The 19,436-nt window shown below is 63.4% G+C and carries 16 protein-coding genes; 4 read left to right on the top strand and 12 right to left on the bottom strand.

Features of this window, described 5'->3' with window-relative positions; genetic code table 11:
* Window positions 1–328 precede the first annotated feature (328 nt).
* The 4 genes from cuyB to LMG28727_RS00280 form a co-directional block, all read right to left on the bottom strand.
* Entirely contained in the window at window positions 329–1,837 is a 1,509-nt protein-coding gene (cuyB, locus tag LMG28727_RS00295; RefSeq protein ID WP_201640317.1) for a cysteate racemase, read from the bottom strand.
* 158 nt (window positions 1,838–1,995) lie between these two features.
* Window positions 1,996–3,309 (bottom strand): MFS transporter, encoded by a 1,314-nt coding sequence (locus LMG28727_RS00290; RefSeq protein ID WP_201640316.1) that lies wholly within the window; start codon window positions 3,307–3,309, stop codon window positions 1,996–1,998.
* Between the two features lie 68 nt (window positions 3,310–3,377).
* Window positions 3,378–4,625, bottom strand: coding sequence for a CaiB/BaiF CoA transferase family protein (locus LMG28727_RS00285; protein WP_201640315.1), 1,248 nt, complete (start codon window positions 4,623–4,625; stop codon window positions 3,378–3,380).
* Window positions 4,622–6,406 carry an acyl-CoA dehydrogenase family protein gene (locus tag LMG28727_RS00280; RefSeq protein ID WP_201640314.1) on the bottom strand — a complete coding sequence of 595 codons (1,785 nt, stop codon included), beginning with the start codon at window positions 6,404–6,406 and terminating at the stop codon, window positions 4,622–4,624. Before LMG28727_RS00280 ends, LMG28727_RS00285 begins: the two co-directional genes overlap by 4 nt.
* 129 nt (window positions 6,407–6,535) lie before the next feature.
* Between LMG28727_RS00280 and LMG28727_RS00275 the strand changes: the two genes are divergently transcribed.
* Complete coding sequence (locus LMG28727_RS00275; protein ID WP_201640313.1) at window positions 6,536–7,462, top strand: LysR family transcriptional regulator; 927 nt, start codon at window positions 6,536–6,538, stop codon at window positions 7,460–7,462.
* Here the strand turns inward: LMG28727_RS00275 and LMG28727_RS00270 are convergent.
* From LMG28727_RS00270 to LMG28727_RS00260, 3 genes are all read right to left on the bottom strand, one after another.
* The gene (locus LMG28727_RS00270) at window positions 7,432–7,749 is read right to left on the bottom strand and encodes a single-stranded DNA-binding protein (protein WP_201640312.1); all 318 of its coding nucleotides are present in this window, start codon (window positions 7,747–7,749) and stop codon (window positions 7,432–7,434) included. The two genes, LMG28727_RS00275 and LMG28727_RS00270, sit on opposite strands and share 31 nt — an antisense overlap.
* Window positions 7,750–7,879: 130 nt before the next feature.
* Entirely contained in the window at window positions 7,880–8,803 is a 924-nt protein-coding gene (locus LMG28727_RS00265) for a LysR family transcriptional regulator (protein ID WP_201640311.1), read from the bottom strand.
* 236 nt (window positions 8,804–9,039) lie between these two features.
* Complete coding sequence (locus tag LMG28727_RS00260; RefSeq protein ID WP_201640310.1) at window positions 9,040–9,948, bottom strand: LysR family transcriptional regulator; 909 nt, start codon at window positions 9,946–9,948, stop codon at window positions 9,040–9,042.
* Between the two features lie 149 nt (window positions 9,949–10,097).
* Here LMG28727_RS00260 and LMG28727_RS00255 point away from each other — a divergent pair, with 149 nt between their 5' ends.
* Complete coding sequence (locus tag LMG28727_RS00255) at window positions 10,098–10,841, top strand: SDR family oxidoreductase (protein WP_201640309.1); 744 nt, start codon at window positions 10,098–10,100, stop codon at window positions 10,839–10,841.
* A 248-nt stretch (window positions 10,842–11,089) separates the two neighbouring features.
* Here LMG28727_RS00255 and LMG28727_RS00250 read toward each other — a convergent pair whose 3' ends face one another.
* The 3 genes from LMG28727_RS00250 to LMG28727_RS00240 all read right to left on the bottom strand — a co-directional run bounded on the left by LMG28727_RS00250 (window position 11,090) and on the right by LMG28727_RS00240 (window position 14,717).
* Window positions 11,090–12,115 carry an aldo/keto reductase gene (locus tag LMG28727_RS00250; RefSeq protein WP_201640308.1) on the bottom strand — a complete coding sequence of 342 codons (1,026 nt, stop codon included), beginning with the start codon at window positions 12,113–12,115 and terminating at the stop codon, window positions 11,090–11,092.
* A 119-nt stretch (window positions 12,116–12,234) separates the two neighbouring features.
* On the bottom strand, window positions 12,235–13,941 hold the full coding sequence (locus LMG28727_RS00245) for a tetratricopeptide repeat protein (RefSeq protein ID WP_201640307.1): 1,707 nt from the start codon (window positions 13,939–13,941) through the stop codon (window positions 12,235–12,237).
* 200 nt (window positions 13,942–14,141) lie between these two features.
* Window positions 14,142–14,717 carry a DUF4142 domain-containing protein gene (locus LMG28727_RS00240; RefSeq protein ID WP_201640306.1) on the bottom strand — a complete coding sequence of 192 codons (576 nt, stop codon included), beginning with the start codon at window positions 14,715–14,717 and terminating at the stop codon, window positions 14,142–14,144.
* Window positions 14,718–15,100: 383 nt separating this feature from the next.
* Between LMG28727_RS00240 and LMG28727_RS00235 the strand changes: the two genes are divergently transcribed.
* Window positions 15,101–16,075 (top strand): chemotaxis protein, encoded by a 975-nt coding sequence (locus tag LMG28727_RS00235; RefSeq protein WP_201640305.1) that lies wholly within the window; start codon window positions 15,101–15,103, stop codon window positions 16,073–16,075.
* A 109-nt stretch (window positions 16,076–16,184) separates the two neighbouring features.
* Here the strand turns inward: LMG28727_RS00235 and LMG28727_RS00230 are convergent, their stop codons facing one another.
* Together LMG28727_RS00230 and LMG28727_RS00225 are read right to left on the bottom strand one after the other, a co-directional pair.
* A complete protein-coding gene (locus tag LMG28727_RS00230) occupies window positions 16,185–17,273 on the bottom strand; it encodes an asparaginase (protein WP_201640304.1) in 1,089 nt (362 codons plus the stop codon).
* Window positions 17,274–17,433: 160 nt separating this feature from the next.
* The gene (locus LMG28727_RS00225; RefSeq protein ID WP_201640303.1) at window positions 17,434–18,363 is read right to left on the bottom strand and encodes a LysR family transcriptional regulator; all 930 of its coding nucleotides are present in this window, start codon (window positions 18,361–18,363) and stop codon (window positions 17,434–17,436) included.
* Window positions 18,364–18,487: 124 nt separating this feature from the next.
* Here LMG28727_RS00225 and LMG28727_RS00220 point away from each other — a divergent pair, with 124 nt between their 5' ends.
* The gene (locus tag LMG28727_RS00220; protein WP_201640302.1) at window positions 18,488–19,399 is read left to right on the top strand and encodes a DMT family transporter; all 912 of its coding nucleotides are present in this window, start codon (window positions 18,488–18,490) and stop codon (window positions 19,397–19,399) included.
* Window positions 19,400–19,436 lie beyond the last annotated feature (37 nt).

Genomic DNA, 19,436 nt, shown 5'->3' with positions numbered 1-19,436 from the left:
GGCGCAGACGCACCGAAGCCCAGCTTGCAGCCAAATACTATACTGTATATTTATACAGTTTTCCATGACACCGCCGGTAACGACTTGCCAGCGGGTTTGCCAGCGGCGTGGTCAGCGAGTCGCGTGTAAATAGGTGGCGAGCGGCAGCGCCGCTGAGTGGGGGCAGCAAGGGGTGTGCCGATCCCGAAGACGACTCGAAACGAGCCGAACCCGGATCGCCAGAAACGAGAATAGAGAGGCGGCACGAGACTTTCCGTGCCAGTAGCCCGCGCAAAGCAACCCGCGCCGCTCAGCGCGCAGCGGATAACCGCCGCGTCATCGCCACCGCTCAGCCATAAGCGCTTTCAATGTCCGCCGGACCTTGCGTCACGGCGATTTCGCCACGCTCTCCGCGCGCGCCACTCTCGCCCAACGCATGCGCCACGCAAGCGCGCGCCAACACCTCGGTAGGATCGACCAGCCGCACCACTCGCCCGCCCGGACACGCCAGCACGGCGTCGCGCAGCAGCAGCGGCAATTCGGTACACGCCAGCACGATCACCTGAACGCCTTGCGCGACGAGATCGTCGAGCGCGGCGGCAACATCGTCGGCACACTCACCGGACGTGTAGCCCGCCTTCGCGCCGCGAGGACCATACACCGCGCTCATCAGACGCGCCTGCGCCGGCGCCGCCGGCGCGATCTGCACAAAGCCGCGCGCCTCGAGCGAGCGCTCATACACGCGGCTCGCGAGCGTGCCCGAGGTCGCCAGCACGCCAACTTCGCGCAATGCCGGGAAGCTCTCACGCAGATAATCGACGGTACAGGTCAGCATATTGACGATCGGCACCTTCAACGCAGACTGGATCTGTTCGACAAACGCATGCGCGGTATTGCACGGGATCGCAATCAGATCCGCGCCGCCGTCCTCCAGCGTCCTGCACGCGGCATATAGCGCGAGAGTCGGATCGTCGCCATGGCCGAGCAGCGCGTCGGTGCGATCCGGAATCTGCGGATTCTGCTCGACCATCACCTTGATATGGTCCTGATCGCGCGCCGCCGGTGTATTGCGCACGAGCTTCGCCAGGAAGTCGACCGTTGCTGCCGGCCCGACTCCGCCCACCACGCCCAGCTTGAAGCGCGGTGCCGGCTGCAGATACCGGTCCGATGCGACGTAGCGCGCATAGACCTGATTGGTATCGACGAGCGGCACCTCGAGCGCATGGAGCGCGCGCATCACGAGGCCAATTTCCGCGAGCCCCGGCACGATCAATTCAGCGCCCTGCACGATCAGGTCCGCGCACGCCGCCCGCAACAACTCGACCGGCCGCCCGTGCACACGGCCGCTCCGGATACCCTCTTCGCCGTACACGGCGCTCGTCACGCAGTCGATCCCGGTGTCGTTGCGCGGATACAGCACGTTAAATTGCGCGCCGCCGAAATAGCGCTCGAAAAGCCCGTTGTCGCGAATCGTCGCGGACGTGAGCACCCCCACGCGACGCACGGAAGGAAACGTCTTCTGCACATGCGCGACGAGCGCGGTCATGATGTTCGCGACCGGCACGGCAACATTGGCCGACAGTTCGTCGATAAAGGTGTGGCACAAAAAGCACGGCAGCACGATCGCGTCGACCCCCCGCTTTTCTAACGCACGCACCGCGTCGAACACATGAAACCGGAAAGGCGCGTGGGCGGCTTCCGGCGCCGCGGGTCCCTGCCAGGAGCGCTGCTCGAGAACGAGGTCGAAGGGCCGCGTCGCGCCGGCCCGTTGCGACGCCACGCTCATCCGGCACAGCACGTCGGCGCTGGCGAATTGCGCCGCGCCCGTCACCACACCTAGCGAACGAAAGCGATTCATGATGACCTCCCCCGTCATTGAGTCCGTCCGCCTTCAACGCAGGCGGCTATTGAGCGCTTGAGGATGACATTATGTAGCGCCTCCATGACGTGGGGTTAACCACGAAATCACCGTTACGGCGCATGCCGCAACGGCCATCGTAACCGGCGGGAAAGCCATCAGGCGATTTCGACGACACCTCGCGCCGCGCCGCGTTTGCGCCGCTCCAGCGTGCCGATGCACACCAGCGACACCCCCGCGAGGCAACTGTAGAACACGGCGAGCGGCCACCACGCGCCCGGATAACGATGCGCGAGCACAGTCCCGATCAGTGGCGTCAAGCCACCTGCCAGCGCGGCGCACATCTGGTAGGACAGCGAAATCGCCGAATAGCGGACGCGCACCGGGAATGCCGTCGACATGAATCCCGCCATCACCGCATACGAACTCGACATGCACATCACCGCGAGCGCAATGCCGATCACGATCGCCACCGGCCGGCCGGTCGAGACCAGCGCGAACATCGGATACGGCGACAGCATCGCCAACGCCGCCGCGCCCTTCAGAAAGCGTCCGGTGCCGATGCGTTGCGCGAACCACCCGGAGCCGAGTTGCGTAAATAGCTGAATGAACGCCACCACGAACAGACAGTCGAGAATCAGCGAGCGATCGAGTCCGAGCGTCTGGGTCGTGTAATTGAGCATGAAGGTGTTGACGAACCACGCACCCGCCACGCCGATCACGTTCGCGCCGAGGCACAGCAACACCGTGCGCCATGCATCGCGCACGACTTCGGCAACCGGCAACGCCGCGACCCGCCGCTGCGCTTTCAGCGCATTGAATTCCGGCGATTCGCCGACCCCCGAGCGAATCAGCAGGCCGACCACCAGCAACACCGCGCTGGCGAGAAACGGCAGACGCCATCCCCAGCTAAAAAACACCTCTTTATCCATCGACGCCACCGCGCGAAACGCCAGCAGCGACAGGATCAAGCCGGCCGGGCTGCCCAACTGCGCAAATGACGCGAAGAACGTGCGCTTGCCCTTCGGCGCATGTTCGCTCGCCATCAGCACCGCGCCGCCCCACTCGCCGCCAATCGCAATGCCTTGCGCCACGCGCAGCAGCACCAGCAGCACCGGCGCCCACGTACCGGCGCTCGCATAGGTGGGCAGGAAGCCGATGCCGACCGTGCCGATGCCCATGATCGCGAGCGTCGCCACCAAGGCTTTCTTCCGGCCGATGCGGTCGCCCAGATGACCGAACACCAGCCCGCCGAAAGGCCGCGCGAAAAAGCCCACCGCGAACGTGCCAAATGACGCGAGCGTCGCGAAAAACGGATCGCTGCCGGGAAAGAACAGCTTGCCGAAAATCAGCGCGGATGCAGTGGCGTAGATATAAAAGTCGTACCACTCGATCGTGGTGCCGACAAAAGCGGCGGCCGCTGCGCGGGTGGGTTGCCGGGTAGCGGCGTGGTCGTCGGGTGCACGATGCATGTGTCTGTCTCCAAGATGATTCTTCTGGAAGGCGCGGCTATCTGGGTGCCGTCGCCGGAAAACCGCTGTCAGGCTTTGAGCACCTCGGGTTCGGGCGTTGCGTCGGTGCGCGTGTCGGCCTTGAGCACGCCCGCATCGAACAAACGCTGCTGGGTGGCCGCGTCGATACCCAAGGCATCGAGCACGTCGCGCGTGTCGGCCCCGAGCGACGGCGGCGCACTGCGGTAGCTGGCCGGCGTGCGCGACAATTTGATCGGCGACGCGGTGCCGCGATACTCGCCCATCTCGACCACCATCCCGCGATGCAGCGTATGCGGATGACGCGCGACCACATCGACCGTTTGCACGGGGCCGCACGGTACGCCCGCGTTGATCAGCGCTTGCGCGAGCGGCTCGCAAGCGTGCGTCGCGAGCAGGCTTTCGAGCGCGGCCTTCAACGGCTCGCGATGCGCGCAGCGGCTGCGGTTGTCGGCATAACGCGGATCGTCGGCGAGTTCAGGCGCGCCCAGATGCGCGCACAGCCGCGCAAACTGCCGGTCGTTGCCGACGGCGAGGAAGATCGGCGCGGTCGCGGTGCGATAGCTGTCGTACGGCGTGATATTCGGATGCGCATTGCCACTGCGCTGCGGCGTGCGGCCCGAGCCGAAATAGTTCGGCAGATGCGGATGCAGCAGCGATACGCCGCAGTCGTACAACGCGATATCGATCGACTGGCCGTGTCCGCTTGTCGCGCGCTCAGCGAGCGCCAGCAGAATGCCGGCGAGCGCGTTCAGGCCCGTCACCATATCGACGACTGGAAGGCCCACGCGCGTCGCGGGTCCGTCGCGTTCGCCATTCACGCTCATCAGTCCGGTCATCGCCTGAATCGCGGCGTCGTAGCCAGGCAAACCGCCAAGCGGGCCATCGGGGCCGAAGCCCGACACCGCGCAATGAATCAGCTTCGGGAAACGCACCCGCAGATCGCGCTGGTAGTCCATGCCCCAGCGGGCGAGCGTGCCGGGCTTGAAGTTCTCGACCAGCACGTCGGCATCTTCGAGCAGCTTCCACAAAATCGCGCGGCCCTCTTCGCGCGACAGATCGACCGCAATGCCCTGCTTGTTGCGGTTCACGCCCGCGAAGTACCACGCGGTGTCGCCATAGAACGGCGGCCCCCAGCCGCGGGTTTCGTCGCCGTCAGGCGGTTCGAGTTTGATCACCTGCGCACCGTGATCGGCGAGCGCCTGGGTGCAATACGGGCCACCGAGCACACGGCTCAGGTCGATAACCTTGAGGCCCTGCAACGCGCCCTGAGTTTGATGAGTCGCGGCGGCGGTCATTGCGCGGCTCCTGCCGGCAACAACTGCATCGCCTGATCGAGCGTGATCTCACGGCCATCGACCAGCGCGTCGATCACTTCGATATCGTCGGTTGCGCCGTGCAGATCGAGCGGATCGGCTGGCAGCAGTTTGTGCCGCACCACCAGATGCGCCAGCGCAAGACGCCGGTAATCGGGCGCGAGTTGCACGCCTTCGCACGCCATCAACACCGCCGTACTCGCGTGATACAGCGCCGAGCCAGCCTGACGGACCGATTCGTCGCGACCGGAATCGGCGACGCTTGCGAGCGCGTCGCAGGCACGCGTCAAGGTCCAGCGAAACAGCGCGAGACTTTCAGCCGGCAGACCGGCCGCGTCCAGCAGTTCGTTCAGATAGTGGCGCAACGGTTCGAGCGCGCCGTCGCGTTTGGCCGCCCGCGCGATATCGAGCGCGACGATGTTGCTGGTGCCTTCCCAGATCGAGCCGAGATGCGCGTCGCGAACCAGCCGCGCGTCGCTCCATTCTTCGATATAGCCAGTGCCGCCGCGCACTTCCATCGCGTCGCCGGTCACGCGGCGCGCGTCGCGGCACGCGCGGAATTTGATCAGCGGCGTGAGAATCCGCACGCATTTCGCCGCCTGGCGATCGTCGGCATCGGCTAGCGGCAACAACTGCGCGATGCGGATGAACATCGAGCGGGCCTGTTCGGTGGGCAGCATCATCTTGAGCAACTGCCGCTGCATCAACGGCATGTCGATCAGTTTGCGGCCGAACGCTTCGCGATTTCGCGCGATATGCAACGCCTCGGTCAGCGCGCGCCGCATCAACCCAGCGGCACGTACGCCGTTCGACAGCCGCGACATGTTGATCATGTCGGCCATTTGATGAAAGCCGCGCCCCACTTCGCCAATCAGATACGCGAGCGCGCCTTCGAGCACGATCTCGCCGCTCGCCATCGAACGGCTGCCGAGCTTGTCCTTCAGACGCACGATCCGGTAGCTGTTACGCGAGCCGTCGGGCAAGGTTTTCGGCAGCAGGAACAGGCCCAGTCCATTGATGCCAGGCGGTGCGTCGTCGGGGCGCGCCAGCACCATCGCGAGATCGGCGTCCGCATTCGAGCAAAACCATTTGTCGCCAGACAGACGCCACTCGGCATGACCATTCGCATCGGTTCCGCGCGACGCCCGCGTGGCGATACGCGCCACGTCCGACCCCGCCGCCTGTTCGGTCATGAACATCGCGCCCTGAAACAGCGTGTCGAAATCGCGCGACGCGAGCATCGGCAGAAAGCGCGCAACCAGTTCGGGGGCGCCGAATTTGCGCAACGTCCGCGTGAGCGAATCGGTCATGCTGACAGGACAGCACAAACCGAATTCCGCCTGCACGAACAGGAACGTCAGCGCGTATTTCACCAGCGGCGGCGGTGGCGTCCTGCCGTTATGTTTATCGTGGCTCATCGACGCCAGCCCCAGCTCCGCGTAAGCCACCCGCTCCAGTGCGACGTAGTCGGGGTGTTTGTCGATGCTTTGCAGCGCCTCGCCGCGGCGCGTGCGATGGTGCAATTGCGGCGGGTTTCTGTCGGCGGACATCGCCCAGATGTCGAGTTCGTCCGACGCACGCTGGCCTAGCGACACGAACTGGCTTTCGAGTTCCTGATACAGCGCGTCACCCAGATGCAGCTTGAGCAGGCGTGCAAAGTCAGGGTCGCTGGAAAAGAAGTTGATGCCCCGGCTGTCGGGGATATTGGACGCGCCGGGGGCCGGCTGCGCAGTGATTCTGCCGATGTCGCTGATATTGGTCATGCGTGCCTCCGAGCCCATGTGCCAGGGTGGTGTTGTGGAGGCAGCATAGAAGCGGCGTCGATAATCGTCTAATACAACTTATATCCGGTACGATAGACAGCGCTTATCGATAACCCAGCGGAGACCGCCATGGACCTGAAGCAACTCCGCTATTTCGTGGCGGTCGCCGAAGAACTGCATTTCGGCCGCGCGGCCAAGCGGCTGTTCATCTCGCAACCGGCGCTCAGTTTCGACATCCGCAAATTCGAGGACCAGCTTGGCGTGCAGCTACTTGCGCGCACCAATAAGTCGGTGGCGCTGACCAATGCGGGTCAGGTGCTGCTCGGCGAGGCGCGCCGTCTGCTCTTGCAGGCGAGCGAGGCCGAGCGCATCACGGTGCGCTCCGCGCATGGGCTCGCGGGCCGCCTGCGCATCGGCTTCGTGAATTCGATGTTGTATCGCGGTCTGCCGCAGGCGGTGAGCCGCTTCGAGGCCGACTATCCGGGCGTCGAGATCGTGTTGAAGGAGATGAACACCAGCGAACAGGTCCACGCAATCCAGCGGATGCAGATCGACATGGGCTGCGCGCATTGGGGCAATTTTCCGTCGGATGTGATCTCGTCGCCGGTTTTTTCCGAGCCGTTTCTGTGCTGCCTGCCTGCGAATCACCCACTCGCGCGCAAACGCAAAATCGATCTGCGGGCGCTCGCGCAGGAACCGTTCATCCTGTTTCCGCGTACCGTGTCGCCGCATTATCACGATCTGATCATCGCGCAATGCGTAGGGGCGGGTTTCAGTCCGTTGATCCGTCATGAAGCGCGCTTGTGGCAGACCGTCGTGACGATGGTCGGCTTCGGCATGGGCGTCGCGCTAGTGCCGTACACCTTGCGGCAGGTGCAGGATCCACGGGTGTGTTTTTTGCCGCTGCGGGGCGAGACGTTGCTCTCGCAAGTGCTGTTGTTGCGACGAAACGGCGACGCAGAACCGGTCGCGGACCGCTTTGTCGACTATCTCCGGATGGCTGGCGCAGAGCCGGATAAAACGCGTCAGGCGTCGCCGTCGCGGCGGCCGTCGTAGGCAGTCAGCAGCTTGTGGGCGATCATGTCCACCGCCGGCTTGACGAGGCCGTTTTTGTCGGTCCAGACCTTCGGCGTGATCGTGCCGCTCAGTGCGACGCTATCGGCGTCGGTCAACGCGAGCAACGCGGTCTGCACGTCATCGTCGAACGCGATGACGTTGACGAAAATCGTGTCGCCGTCGTTGGTGGTCGCCCGCACTTTGCAGGTCACGAAACGCCTGCCGTTCTGCCCGGTGCGAATCTGCGCCTCGCCGTATAACCGCCCGCCCACCAGTCCATCGATCATTACACTGCTCCTGTTGCTGTTGCTGTCACGGTGCAAAAAGCGGAATTGCCCAGCACGGTCCGTATGATCCCATGAGACGCTGGGCAGACAGCAGAAAAGACACATCCGGACAGAGAAGAATGGCGCGCCTCTACCCGCCCGCCGTCATATCCACGCCACGCACAAGACGCTTCGCCAGACGCGCTTGCCGCAACTGTTCGAGCCACCATTGCAACGCCCGTCCCTCGTGATCGCCGCGCCACGCGACGTACAACACGTTCGGCTCGCGCGGGTCGGCCGTCGCCTTCTCGATCAATTCACCCCGCTTCAATAGCGACGCCACGCGCTGACGCGGCAACCACCCCACGCCCAAACCGTCGCGCTGCGCGAGAATCTTCGCGCGCATGCTGGGCACCGCCAGCGACGCCTGTCCGCCGATCACGCCATATGCGCGCCCGGCTGTCGCGCGTGACGAATCCGCGACCACCACCGCCCGATGCGCGAGGATCTGCTCGCGGTCAAGCGGCCCGTCGATCCCCGCCAGCGGATGCCGCGGCGACACCGCGAACACCCACTCCATCACGCCGAGTTCGAACCAGCGCAAAGCAGGAATGGCGGGCGGCTCGTTCGTCGCGCCGACGATCAGATCCGCGCGACCGTCGCGCAACGCCTCCCACGTGCCGCCCAGCACTTCATGCGTGAAGCGCAGCTTGACACCGGAGTCGAGCGCATCGAATGCGCGCACCACCGGCATCAGCAGTTCGAATTCGAGAAGCTCGTCCGTGACGACCCACAGACGATCCTCCCAGCCGCTCGCGATCTGCCGCACACGCTGCGTCATTCGCGACATGTCGAGCATCAGGCGTGCGGCTTCGTCGGCGAGAAGCTGGCCGGCGGGTGTCAGTTGAAGCCGGTACCGCCGCCGGTCGAACAACAGCGCGTCGAAGCGCGTCTCGAGCTGTCGCGCGGCATGCGAAATCGTGGACGGCGCCTTGCCGAGCCGTGCCGCCGCCCGCGACAGACTGCCGGTTTCGCGAATCGCGTCGAGCAAAGCCAGTTCGTCTTCCGACAACATGTTCCATTCCTTCGAACGAGTTCGCGATGCGAGGAAGGTACTGGCAAAGCGCAAGCGCGGGTCGTGCAAACGTGAAGCGCGGTGAATAGCTCGCTCGCGCCTGTCGCTATAGATCGAAGCGATGCTGGCTCGCTCATTCCCGGCCGCCGGTTACGCTCCCCAATCGAAGCTCGCCTGGTCAAAGAGCACAACACCGCGCCAGATTCGCCGCGCTTGCGGGCTGCGCATCACGCCGTTCACGACAGGCGTTGGGCCTTTTCCGCCGCTTCGAAAATATCCCGCAGCCACTGCGCAAACACCCGCACACGCGACGACAACTGTCGATTCTGCGGATACAGCACTGACACCGGCATCGGCGGCGGCGGGAAATTCGCGAGGAGGATCTTGAGCCGCCCTGCGGCGAGGTCGCCGGCCACCCGGTACTGCGGCACCTGCACGATACCGAGGCCCGCTAGCGCCGCGCCGGCATAAAGATCGGCGCCCGTCACCGACACCGCGGACGGCAGCACCATCGCCGTCTCGCGGCCGCCGACGTTGAATTCGAGCGGCACCGGCTTGCCCGTTGCGCTCGACACGTAATTCACCGCCCGATGCGTGGACAGCGCCGCCAGATCGGCTGGCTCGCCATATTCCGCGAGATACGCCGGGCTCGCGACCGTGACTTGCCGCAGTTGCGCGACGCGCCGCCCGACCATCGACGAATCCTGCAGATTCCCCGCCCGCAACACGCAGTCGATGCCTTCGCGCACGAGATCGACGAGGCGGTCGTCTTCGGCAATGGTCAGTTCGATGTCGGGAAACCGCGCGAGAAAAGCCGGCAGTGCGGGCACGACGAAGTACCTCGCCAGCGTGCCCTGCAGATTCACCCGCAGCAGCCCTTTCGGCGCGAGGTTCGAAAACGAGCCTTCGGCCTCCTCCATGTCGGCGATCAGCCGCACGCAGCGACGATAGTAAGCGTCGCCGTCGGGGGTGAGCCGCACCGTACGCGTGGTGCGTTCCAGTAGCCGCGCGCCGAGCCGCTGTTCCATCCGCTTCATCAGGTTGGTCACGGTGGCGCGTGGAATCTGCAGGTCATCCGATGCGCGCGTAAAACTCTGCCGCTCGGCGATTCGCACGAACACCCGCATTTCTTCGAAACGATCCATGGTCGACGCGCGCTCCCGGCGGTTCTGACCGCCCATTTAGGCCATTGTTAAAGCAAATGGAATGATGATGGCCAGTCTACGCTGATTATCTATGCGGACAAATAGGCAATGATTCGTGTCACCTGCTCACTCATCGAAGGAAACGAATCATGAACACGACTCACAACGCTCGCGTCGCTATCGTCACCGGTGCATCGCGTGGGATCGGCGCGGCGATCGCGCAGCGGCTCGCCAAAGACGGGTTCGCCGTCGTGGTGAACTACGCGTCCAGTTCGAAAGAAGCCGACGCGCTCGTCACCGAACTCACGGCGGCGGGCGGCAACGCGATTGCGGTCAAAGCCGATGTGTCGAAGGCCGACGAGGTGCGCCATCTGTTCGAGACCACTGAACAGCAACTCGGCAAGGTGGACGTGCTGATCAACAACGCGGGCGTGCTCAAGACCGTGCCGCTCGCCGATACCAGCGACGCGCTGTACGACCAGACCTTCGACATCAATGTGCGCGGCACCTTCAACACACTGCGCGAAGCGGCCACGCGGATGAACGACGGCGGACGCATCGTCAACTTTTCGAGCACCGTGCTGGCGCTGAACATGCCGGGTTATGCGATCTATACGGCGACCAAAGCGGCCGTCGAATCGTTCACGCATATCTTTGCGAAGGAACTGCGCGGCCGCAACATCACCGTCAATGCAGTGGCGCCGGGTCCGATTGCGACCGCGCTGTTTCTCGAAGGCAAGACCGATGAGCAGATCGAGACGTTCTCGAAGATGCCGCCGCTGCAACGCCTGGGTCAGCCGGACGATATCGCCGCTGTGGTGTCGTTTCTTGCGGGAACGGATTCGGGTTGGGTGAATGGGCAGGTGCTGCGGGCCAACGGCGGGTTGGCCTGACGGGTCGATGCACCCGCAGCTTCGGATACGGCTGCGGGTGGACGACGCCATGTGTTGCCGGTTTGCTGGAGCGGTCGGCACACAAGGTCGCCTCACCGCCGCTCATGAAGTATTAAGCCCGGCCCGCAGGCGATAAAGATGCCGATGCGGGCCGCCGCGATGACCGCGGCCTGTTCAACGCGCAGGCCGCTAGCGCGCCACAGCATCCCCAAGTGGATACGTGCCGCAAACGCCGCACGAAAAAAGCGTTAAACCGCCTTCGGATTGCGCTCCGCAAACCCTTCCTGATGCCAGTACGGATACGCGGGCCGCACAGCGCTCGCCGCATCGAGCTTCGCGACCTGCTCGGGCGTCAGATTCCAGCCGACCGCGCCAAGGTTCTGCCGCAGTTGCTCTTCATTGCGCGCGCCGATCAGCACCGTCGACACCGTCGGCCGCTGCAGCAGCCAGTTCAACGCAATCTGCGGGACCGTCTTGCCGGTTTCCGCAGCCACTTCGTCGATCGCGTCGAGCACGCGGAACAGGTATTCGTCCGGCACCGGCGGTCCCATGTCGGCGGTCTTATGCAGCCGGCTCGAATCCGGCAACGGCTGACCGCGCTTGATCTTGCCCGTCAGACGTCCCCAGCCGAGCGGACTCCACACCACCGCACCCACGCCCTGATCGACACCCAGCGGCATCAACTCCCACTCGTAGTCGCGGCCGACCAGCGAATAGTAGGTCTGGTTCGCGACGTAACGCGGATAGCCATAGCGGTCAGCGACATCCTGCGACTTCATCAGATGCCAGCCCGAAAAATTCGACACACCGGTGTAGCGGATCTTGCCGGCGCGCACGAGGTCGTCGAGCGTCGACATGACTTCGGCGATCGGCGTTTTCGCGTCGAAGCCGTGCAACTGGAACAGGTCGATGTAATCGGTTTGCAGGCGTTTGAGCGCTGCGTCGACCGCCTGGGTCAGATGAAAGCGCGATGAACCGACGCTGTTCGGACCATCGTCGAATCGGAAGGTCGCCTTGGTGGAAATGATCGCCTTGTCGCGTTTGCCCTTCAGCGCTTCACCGAGCACCGACTCGGACGCGCCGCCCGAATAGATGTCCGCGCTGTCGAACATGGTCACGCCCGCGTCGAAGCAGATGTCGATCAGCCGGCGTGCTTCGGCGACGTCGGTCGCACCCCACGCCTGAAAAAATTCGCCCTTACCGCCAAACGTGCCCGTGCCGAAACTCAGCACAGGTACCTTGAAACCGGATGCACCCAGATGTCTGTATTCCATTGATGATTCTCCGTGGCATAGCCGTCGATAAAACGGACGTTCAGTCTACGCGCGTCTGCGCAAATGCGTCGGCGCGCGTGCAGGTTGAATTCGCCTGTTTCAGACGTCGGGCGCTCGATTCAGGCGCTCAATGCAGCCAGTTCGTCGTGCGCGTGCTGCATCACGCTGGGCCAGTCGCCAGGCGCAGGCTGGCGGAACAGTCGCGCGGATGGATACCACGGCGTGTCGCTGCGTTCGAGCATCCAGCGCCAGCAGGTGTCGAAGCGGTTCAGGATCCAGACGGGCTTGTCGAGCGCGCCTGCCAGGTGCGCGGTAGAGGTGTCGACGGAAATGACCAGATCGAGGTTGGCCACCAGTGCGGCGGTATCGGCGAAATCGTGCAACGCGTCCGTGTAGTCTTCGACGACACTGCGCCGTTCACTCGCGGACAACTGTTGCGCCGCCGCGCCCTTTTGCAGGCTGAAGAAACGCACATTCGGCACTTCGAGAATAGGCGTCAACTGCTCGAACCTGATCGAACGGCGCGCGTCGTTCTTGCGCAATTCCGCGACATGCGGCCGGTTTCCGCCTGCCCACACGAGACCGACTTTCAGCCGGTTATCCGACGCTGCGTGCAGCCGCTCGCGCCATTCGCGCACCGCTTCCGGGTCGGCGAACAGATAAGGCGCAGCAGAGGGAATGGTGCGCTCGTCCGTCCTGAACGCAAGCGGCAGACTCAGCAAAGGACAATGACAATCGAACGGCGGCAGCGCGTGGCCCGCTTCGATCAACTGAGCGACGCCATCGAGGGTGCCCATCAGGCGCATCAATTCGGACGGCACCTCAAGCACGACCTTCGCGCCCAGCTTCGACACCATCGCCGCATAGCGGCAAAACTGCAACGTGTCGCCCAGCCCCTGTTCCGCATGCAACAGAATCGTCTTGCCGTCGAGCGGAAAATCGCCCAGCCACAGCGGCTGCGCAAACTGGCGGCTGCCTGCCTTGATCCGGCCGCGTTGCCATCGCCATTCGTATTTCTGCCAGCCGGCTTCGAAGCGCCCCATTTGCAGCAGACATAGCGACTCGTTCCAGTGGGTTTCCGCCGATGCCGGATTCAGCGCGAGTGCCCGCTCGTAACTCGACAGCGCCTGCGCGTGCTGGCTGAGATCGATCTGCGTGAGGCCGAGGTTGTTCCACGCGTCAGCGAACGCGGGTGCCAGTTCGAGCGCGCGCCGATAACTGCGCTCCGCTTCCTGCGGCTGGTTCAGGTCGCTCTGCGCATTCCCGCGATTGCTCCACGCATCGGGATAAGTTGGCTGCAACGCGAGCGCGCGGTCGCAACTGGCCAGTGCGTCGGCGGGACGACCCAGATCGCGCAGCACGCAGGCACGATTGTTCCAGGCCGGTGCGAACTCCGGCGTCAGCGCAAGACAGCGATCGAAACTGCCGAGTGCGTCGAGTGGCTTATTCAGGCCCGCCTGCGCGTTGCCGCGATTATTCAGTGCATCGGCAAATTGAGGTTGCAACGCTAACGCGCGGTCGGCGCTGACCAGGCCTTCGTTGAAACGCTGCAGCGCATTGAGTGCGTACGAGAGATTCGAATGAATCGCAGGCTGCTTCGCGTTGACGGCAAGCGCCTTCTTCAGCAGATCGATGCCTTCTTGCAGACGTCCCGTTTGCAGCATCAGCGCGCCGAGTAATTGCAGCGCGTCGAAATGGCGGGGCTTGAGTTCGAGAATCTCGCGATAGAGTTCTTCGGCCTCGATTTGCGCGCCGCTCTGTTGCAGGGCGACCGCTTGCCGAAGCATGTAGTCCAACTGTTGCGGCAGATTTGCAGGCTTGCTCATAGCGTGAGCTTGAATTGAGTGCGGGTGAAAATCGTCATGGTGCTTTCGGGAGCCATCGGCACGTGACGCGCAGGCTCGAAAGAAGAAAACGATTATCGCCGAAAAGCACTCAATCAACCTACCCTGCGATGCCGCGCGTCACGTCACACCGCGACGTGCCGCGACGTGACGTGACGCGCGCAAACGTAAAACGCCCTGCTTTACTGTGCCGTCGTAGACAGGTGCTTGCGCTTCGCAAGATCCTGCGCCAGCGCGTAATGCTCCTGGATAGTCGGCAACGCCTTCTTCGCTGCGGCCTTCAACTGATCATCGCGGCCCGAAGCAATTTCCGCCTGGAATGCCGACAACGTCTTCTGCTCTCCCGCCAGCGCGACCTGTTCGATATACGTCTTGTCGAAATCGGCGCCGCGCAGATTGTTGATGCTCGCGAGCACGGCCGCGTCGGGATCGTTATTCGGCACGTCGACGCCGCGCGGGCTGGCCGCGCGCAATGCTTCGGAGATTTTCGCGTTATCGGTCGACACGCGCTCGGCAAATGCCTTGACGTCGCGGTCGGTAGAACGCGATGTGGCAATGCGCGCGGCGTCGCGTTGCGTGGCGACACCTTGCGTGCCATCGGCGATGAAGGTCTGGTCCGCGGCATGCAGACGGCTCGCATCGGCCGCAGCAGCAGCGGGCGCCGACGGCGCGGGGGTTTGCGCGCTGGCTGCCGTGGCAACAACCAGAAGCCCGCTCAGGCAGGCGCTGGTGAGAGTGGCGAGAGGCAAGCGGATCATAGGTTCTCCTTGAGGTGGAAGCGAAACGGCAACGATGCGTGTGCGCCGTGGACCTCTCTGCGTGCAACAACCTTGCAGAAAGCTTTCCGTCGATACGTGACGCCACGCTTTAATCGCCGACGATTCTAGAAGGCGCGTCCCGGACCATGTGAAACGTCGCTGTCGCTTCTGTAACCTTAGGTAACCTTCATATCAATGCCTGCGAAATGCGCTAAACGATCCGCGTGAAACCGGAACGAATCGCTTAATTTTTTGGCAGCGCCGCCGATAACAAGGAGATCAGCCTCGCGCCCGGGCCAACGCAATGCATCCATGGCGCGCAATGGGTAAGCCGCAGTACGTCAAGCATCAAGCAGGGCAATCGTGAATCGTGGAGAAAGTCGATGGCAGAAGAAAATCGTGCGAACGAACGCAGCAATCTGACGAGTTCGAATAAATTCGAACTGCTGCTGTATCGACTGGGTTCCGTGCCCGGCAGTGATGCGCACGAGTTGTACGGCATCAACGTGTTCAAGGTGCGTGAAATCTCGACGATGCCGGCGATCACGCCCATTGCCGGTTCATCGCCATTCGTGATGGGCGCGGTGGATATACGCGGGCAGATCATCCCTGTGATCGACTTGCCGCGCCTGATGGGCTGCGAGCCGACGCGCGGGCTGAACATTCTGCTAGTTACCGAATTCGCACGGTCGACGCAAGCGTTTGCGGTCGAGGAAGTGGACGATATCGTGCGGCTGGAGTGGAATCAGGTGCTCTCCGCCGAGGGCGCGGCGGGCGGCAATCTCGTCACCAGCATTGCGCGGATCGACGGCAATACGGGCGACTCGCGGCTCGCGCAGGTGATCGATGTCGAGCAGGTACTGCGCGATGTGTTTCCGTCGCAGCATCCGGCGGTCGATCCGGCATCGGTCGGCGAAGCACTGGGTATTCGTCGTGGCGCAAAGATTCTCGCCGCCGACGACTCCGGTTTCGCGCGCAAGCTGATCGAGCAGGCTCTTAGCGCGATCGGCGCGGATTACGTGATGACCAAGACCGGCGAAGAAGCGTGGAATACCTTGCAGCAGGTCGCCCGCGAAGCACAGTCCAGCGGTACGCGGGCGCGCGACAGCATCGCACTCGTATTGACCGATCTGGAAATGCCGGAGATGGACGGCTTCATGCTGACGCGTCAGATCAAGGCCGATGAACGCACGCGCGATATTCCGGTGATCATCCATTCGTCGCTGACGGGCGCGGCGAATGAAGCGCATGTGAAGAATGCGGGTGCCAATGGGTACGTGGCGAAGTTCGCCGCGTCCGAATTGGCCGATGCGATTCGCAGTGCGTTGGGGGTTGCGCCTGCGGCGGCGGCTGCGTAGTGGAAAGTAGTGAGGACTAAAGCGGCGGTTGCGTAGGCCATGTTCGCCATATTTAGCAGCATTGGCCCACGATCAACCGCTGCCATCACAGCGCAGCAATCCGCTATGTTTATCGCGCCGCCGCGAGGCCGATTGAAAATGCCAGGCGCCCCGTTTCAACGCCCATCGTGTTGACGCGCTTCGGCGCGCGAAAAGCGTCCAGCTTCGCACGTTGCCCGGCGGTTCCAATCTCCAGCAACCCAAGCAATTCGGCCGCCACCGCGTACAACACGCTCACCGTGCCGTCTTCGACCTTCACGGCAATACCGAGCGCGCCCTCCGCGCCCAGTTTCGCGGTCTGTGACGATGCCCGCACGCCGATCGCATAACTGCCGTCCGCGCCGACCTTGCCGACCAGTGCGCCGTCGAAGGCCTGCATCAATTCCGTACAGAACCGGCCCTCGCCGCCTACCAGTTCCGGATAGCCCGTCATCGCACGATAAATCCGCGCGAGTGCTTGCGTGCGCGGTGTGATCGAAACGGTCGACGCAGCATTCGCCGCCGACACCTGATCCTGCGACGCCGCCAGCTTCGCAAACAGACGCGCGAGGCGGTCCAGCGGAAACGCCGGGGTCGGCAGATTGCAGCCATCTATCGCCCAGTGCACTGCGTCGTCCGGTAAATCGCATACATCGGCGACGGTGTGCTTCACGCGCACCTGCAACGGATGCTCAGGCTGCTCATAGCCGTTGATCGCGGCGCCGATAGAACGCGCACCGGCCAGCATCCCGGCGTGCTTGCCGGAGCAGTTGCTGCATACCGCACCCGGCTTGAAATCCCGCTTGAGCCAGTCGATGTACACTGCATCGGACAGCGGCGGATGGCCGCCGCAACGCATGTCTGCCTCGCTGGCCTGCGCTTTCGCCAGCATGCTGCGAGTCCGCTCGATGTGACGCGCCTCGCTGCTGTGCGACGCGCACATCAGCGCGAGATCGGCTTCGTCAAAACCGAAACTTTCGAGCGCGCCCGTTTCCAGCACCGCGAGCGCTTGCGCCGGCTTCGCGGCTGAGCGCGCCAACGTCATGCGCGACGGGTCGCCGAACGAATACAGCAGACGCCCGTTTGCATCGACAACCGCGACATGGGCGACATGCGAGTTTTCAATCGAATCGCCGCGATAAACAGTGGCCGCAATCGGTCCGGCTTCGCGCAGGGTCATGCTGGTTCTCCTCGAGATCGTTCTAACGTCGGTTGCATTCAATCATGGAAAGTGCGAGCGGTTGGTTACAGGTTCGTTTCGCTAACGAACCACCCGCTGCGGGCGAATTGTTCAGCGGTCACTATTCGCTGCTACGTTGCGCGCTTCGGGCGCCACGCCATCAGGCCGTATTGTCGGTGACGTGAAGGTGTTCGACCAGATAATCGATCAACGCCCTCACCTTCGGCGGCAAAAAACGGTTCGGCGGATACAGCAGCCACACTGATCCAGCATAAGGGTGCGCGTCGATCCGCCACTCGGGCAGCACCTGCACCAGTTCGCCACGTTGCAATGCTGCTTCGGCGGCGAACTGCGGCACGCTCGCGACGCCGAAGTCCTGTAGCGCCGCTTCCAGTCTGGCGCCGACATGATTGGCGATGTAGCGCCCCTTGACGTCGACGCTGTGGGTTTCGGCACCGCGGCGGAAACGCCAGCGATTGTCGTCGGCCGTTTCGCCTAGATAGATGCACGCGTGTTTCAACAGGTCGCGCGGATGCCCGGGCGTGCCGCGCTCAAGCAGATAGGCGGGCGACGCCGCCAGTAGCCAGCGCACCGTGCCCAACCGGCGCCCCGCCAATCCTTGCGGCGGATGCTCGGTCAGACGGATGACCAGATCGACATCGTCGGCCAGCGGGTCGACGTCGTGATCGGTGAAGCGCAGTTGCAGATCCACTTCCTCGTAAGCACGCAAAAAGCCTGCAATCAGCGGATGAATCACCGCCCTCGCGAATTGCGTCGGCGCACTGAGGCTCACCTTGCCTTGCGCGCGGCCCGACAGTTGCCCCGCGGCGTCGACCGCACCCGACGCGGCGCTGACCATGTCGCGACAGAATCGCACCACTTGCGCGCCGGACTCCGTCACGCGCACGCTGCGGGTGGACCGTTCGAGCAGACGGGTGGCGAGCGCGTCTTCGAGCCGCTTGATCTGGCGGCTGACCGTAGACGGCGTGCTGCCCAACTGGCGCGCGGCCACCGAAAAATTGCCGGCCTCGACGACGCGCGCGAACACCGCCATATCGGGCAACAAGTCGAAAAGCTCGGCAGGCGTCATCGCGGCGGTCTCGGAAACTAACGGTTCATTTGTGCATTTTCGACATAAACGCTTTGCACGATGACCCGATTATCATCTCCCACGCATCATTCGACAATACGTGCTCTCTTGCACGAGGTTTGCCATGTCGAAACAGCAACGACTGCTTTTTCTTTCCGATCTGATGCTGCTCGGAGTTGCGGTGGTGTGGGGCACCAGTTACGGCGTCGTCAAAAGCGCGCTGATGTTTTATCCGGTGCTGGGCTTGCTGGCGTTGCGCTTTGGCATCACCTTTGTGATCCTGTCGCCCGCACTGCGCCACCTGCGTAGCGCCAATATCCGCACGCTGCGCGGCGTGCTGATTGCCGGCGTTCTGCTGCTTGGCATCTTCCTGTGCGAAACCTTTGGCATCCTGATGACACGCGCCGCCAATGCCGCGTTTCTGATCAGTCTGTGCGTGGTGTTAACGCCGCTGGTCGAATGGCAGTTGCTCAAGCGCAGACCGAGCCGTATCGAGTGGGTCGCGGTCGTGCTGTCGCTAACAGGCGCGTGGTTGCTTGCCGATGACGGCGCACTGAAGTTGAACCCCGGCGACGCGCTCATTCTGCTCGCCGCATTATTGCGCGCATTGACCGTGTGCGTGACCAAACGCGTGATGCGCGATTCGACGCTGCCGGCTTTATCGGTGACGGCGGTGCAGTCGGGTGTCGTCGCATCTGGCAGCGCGGCAGCCGCGTGGCTATTCGCACCGCAACAGTGGCAAGCGCTGCCGACGCTGACGGGACACGCTTCGTTCTGGGCTTATGTCGCTTATCTGGTGCTGGCGTGCACGCTGTTCGCGTTCTTCGCGCAGAACTTCGCGATCAAACGGAGCAGTCCGACGCGGGTCTCGCTGTTGATGGGCAGCGAACCGGCGTTTGGCGCGCTGTTCGCGTGCCTGTGGCTAGGAGAAAGGATTTCGTTGACCGCGTGGGTCGGCGGTGCGCTGATCGTGGCGGCGTCGATTCTGGCGACGGTACGCTGGACCGCATGGCGCACGAGGGTCGCGCAGGCATGAAGAACACCTGCGCGAACACGCTGTGCTATCTGTGCAC

It is taken from the genome of Paraburkholderia metrosideri (assembly GCF_904848625.1).
Taxonomy (GTDB): Bacteria; Pseudomonadota; Gammaproteobacteria; order Burkholderiales; family Burkholderiaceae; genus Paraburkholderia; species Paraburkholderia metrosideri.
The sequence above is the reverse complement of the archived record's forward strand: the minus strand, read 5'-3'. Positions and strand labels throughout refer to the sequence as shown.